This is a genomic window from Photobacterium rosenbergii, assembly GCF_003026455.1.
Lineage (GTDB): Bacteria > Pseudomonadota > Gammaproteobacteria > Enterobacterales > Vibrionaceae > Photobacterium > Photobacterium rosenbergii.
This window is the reverse complement of the sequence record NZ_PYMB01000072.1, coordinates 1-544: the sequence shown is the minus strand read 5'-3', so window position 1 is coordinate 544 and position 544 is coordinate 1. Positions and strand designations below refer to the sequence as shown.

The 544-nt window shown below is 46.9% G+C and carries 1 pseudogene; it reads right to left on the bottom strand.

The window, feature by feature from the left end:
* Nucleotides 1-248 (bottom strand): annotated as a pseudogene (locus tag C9J01_RS29470) (IS110 family transposase); the annotation flags it as partial.
* Between the last annotated feature and the right edge of the window lie 296 nt (nucleotides 249-544).

The following is a 544-nucleotide window of genomic DNA, read 5'->3' as shown; positions in this document are numbered from 1 at the left end:
AAAGCCTTAACAGCTCGGGCATTGATGACTTTTACTTCATGGCCGAGCTCAGCAGCATACCTTGCCCAATAATGGGAGCTACTGCAGGCTTCCATTGCGACTAAAGCTACTCTCTCGTTAGCAAGCAGCTCCTTGAGCTTTGCCCGGGTCATTTCCCGATTGAAGAATACTTTGCCTTGCGGGCTTCGCTTGCAAACTTGGAAAACATTCTTTGCTAAGTCGATGGCCAATGTATTAAGGTTGTTCATGTATGGACTCCTTTTGGCTAATCTTTCGTCGGATTAAGACCGTAACTCCTCAGGGAGAGGGAGTCCATACATCTAGGGAAAGAAGGCCCTCGGAAGAGCGGGCCGTAGGATCTAGGCAGAGCAAAAGGAAAGAAATCGCTTGACGCTTAATAGCTTTTCGAAATCCTGTAGCACCCAGCACCCAGCACCCAGCACCTGATGTGACTCCCTAAAAGTAGACACCTCTTTATCAGGAATAAGAGGTGTTCATATGAAAGTTGTAAGTCGACGAAGTTTTTCTGATGAGTTTAAGCTTG